Annotated in this window: 2 protein-coding genes and 1 pseudogene; all 3 read right to left on the bottom strand. The window is 49.9% G+C overall.

The window, feature by feature from the left end; translation table 11 throughout:
* A partial coding sequence (locus ACIPHM_RS24540) for a hypothetical protein (protein ID WP_400334291.1) occupies positions 1-263 on the bottom strand: 263 nt, incomplete at its 3' end.
* Entirely contained in the window at positions 244-1,044 is an 801-nt protein-coding gene (locus ACIPHM_RS24545) for a hypothetical protein (protein ID WP_400334294.1), read from the bottom strand. The genes ACIPHM_RS24540 and ACIPHM_RS24545, both read right to left, overlap by 20 nt.
* Before the next feature lie 8 nt (positions 1,045-1,052).
* Positions 1,053-2,231 (bottom strand): annotated as a pseudogene (locus ACIPHM_RS24550) (cell surface protein); the annotation flags it as partial.

The following is a 2,231-nucleotide window of genomic DNA, read 5'->3' on the forward strand; positions in this document are numbered from 1 at the left end:
TCGTCTTGCCCTGAATGATGTCCAGCACCAGCGTGCTCTGGCGCTGCACCGTCTATCGCTTGATGTCTTCGTCCATCTTCTTGCTCATCGTCTTTCCGTCCATTAGGACGTGAGCGGGTCTTTACTAAGGCAATACATCCCGCCGCTAATGCGCCGGCACTCGTGAAATCTACAGCATTGCCTTGCGCCGAGCCGTGCTTTCTCAGGAAATTATCTTTTCTTTCCCGATCAAAAAACACCACCCTATCGATCAAAAATTCCACCAAACAATCGTGAAATTAGTCCTTTCCTCTCATAGCCAACCGAAAGAAAATCGTATTCATCCGAATACCTCGCCAGCGGTCTTACCGGAAGGAAATCTCTCGGGACGAGATCACTATCAATATCCACTTCAATACCGTGCATCCAGCATATTTTTGCTTCCATTGTCGAGATAATAGAAACAATACCTTCAGCCATTGGATTAGCCGCCTCCCCACTAACCTTCGCCAATATCTCATTCTCGAGCGAAGATTTATCTCGAAGCATCAGTAATGAGAAAAAACTGCTCCCGCTTTTGACTTTATCTCGATCCTCTTTCTTTCCGTACTTTTTCATTACTTCCAAACCACGGCGCACACCATCAAAATCAGACTTTATGGCCATTTGATACATATGCACCATAAACTGCGGGTATCGAGGATTTTTTTTATTATCAGCATAATCACCCTGATCGAAATTCGACATTTCATCAATAACCAATGGCGCATCCGACAAGATAGCCCATAGCAACGGCATTGGAGTTTGCAACCTACCCTCACTACTTAAAATCAAGGCAGCAAGGTGTAATTTGCAAGCAGTATAAAAATTCTGCTTCATCCCTGACATATCATGCTTCGTAATGTAGTCGTACAAACCCATCACGAAATGCGAGTTCGACATTATCGCGTAGCAAGCCCCCAGATCGATCTTTCCTCCACGACGTATCTTTTCCTCCGCATCGCGCCGCCAACGCACTGCGCCTTCATAGAGGCGGCTTTTTTCCTGCAGAACGTAGCCATCCATCAATCACCTCACTTGATTTTCACCGCAGTAACTCCGTTGCGGTCTACTCCGGTCACAATTTTCACCACTTTCCCGTTACCCAAGGCTGACATGATGACTTCCGCGGTAGCGCGTTGCTCCGCTGTTCCCTTGTACAATCGTGACACCGCATTTTCGACCCAATCTTGGGACATCTGGGTCGGAAAGCCCTCAGATGGCCCATTCAGCTTTACTGATCCGTCTGATTTAAGCGGCTTGACTTCGACGAGATAGATGGTGTCGCCCTTAACATAAACCCCGTCAAAGCAGTTATTAGCTCCACATTTTCCTTCCAAAGGCCTGTACCCATTTCTAACAAAGTAATTATTTACCACGTACTCTCGCAAGTCTCCCTGGACACCCGTAGAAGTCACTGAGTCAAGTTGGCCAAGGAGCGTGCGATCCTCCGCAGCGAGACGTAGCGCTACGCCTTCCCTCGTGATTTGCTGTGCACTTATGTTCCCCGCAGGAGACGCCGAAACGCGCTCCAAGAGGACGATGTCAGTGGCGGCAAGCAATCGCCCGGCAGTTCCAAGCAGTGTCGCAACCAACTTCCCTCCAAGAAACCATTCTTCTATTGGATATACCGGTTGGGTCGCTCCGCTGGGTGTCGCAAATGTATCCATGCGATTTCGATCGCGCAATTCCATACCCGGAATAATCGGGCCGGGAAGCTGCATGCCCAGAATCGAGTTGATGTACGGGTTTGCCTTTTGGCCATCCGTTGCACTAAAAAACGTTTGAGGCGCGCCATTTGACATCACGGGATTGCCACCAACAACGATCTTCTGGCCCATGTAAGCCGAGAGCATCTCCTGAGCGTCTTTCAGGTTTGCCAAGTAGGTAGAGACACCTCCTTGCGCTCCAGCACTATTGGGATCAGCGGACGCCTGCATCAGCCCTTGAAGATACGACAGATTCTTTGAATTCTCTGCGTCGTCTACCAACCCCTTTGCAGTACGCTCAAGGATGTCCGTCCAATACACGGTTGCGCGTCCTAAACACGTCGCGTCCCCCTGACAAATCGCTTTCGCTTTTTCTTTAGCCAACGCAGCGATGACTTCCGTCTCCTGAGGATGCAACTGCCGGTTAAACCGATCAACGTTGTACCCGGTAAGCGCTCCCGAGCTTCCGCCAACCGCCGCGCCTACCGCAGTACCGACGCCCGT

This window comes from Pandoraea sp. NPDC087047, assembly GCF_044745225.1.
Classification (GTDB): domain Bacteria; phylum Pseudomonadota; class Gammaproteobacteria; order Burkholderiales; family Burkholderiaceae; genus Pandoraea.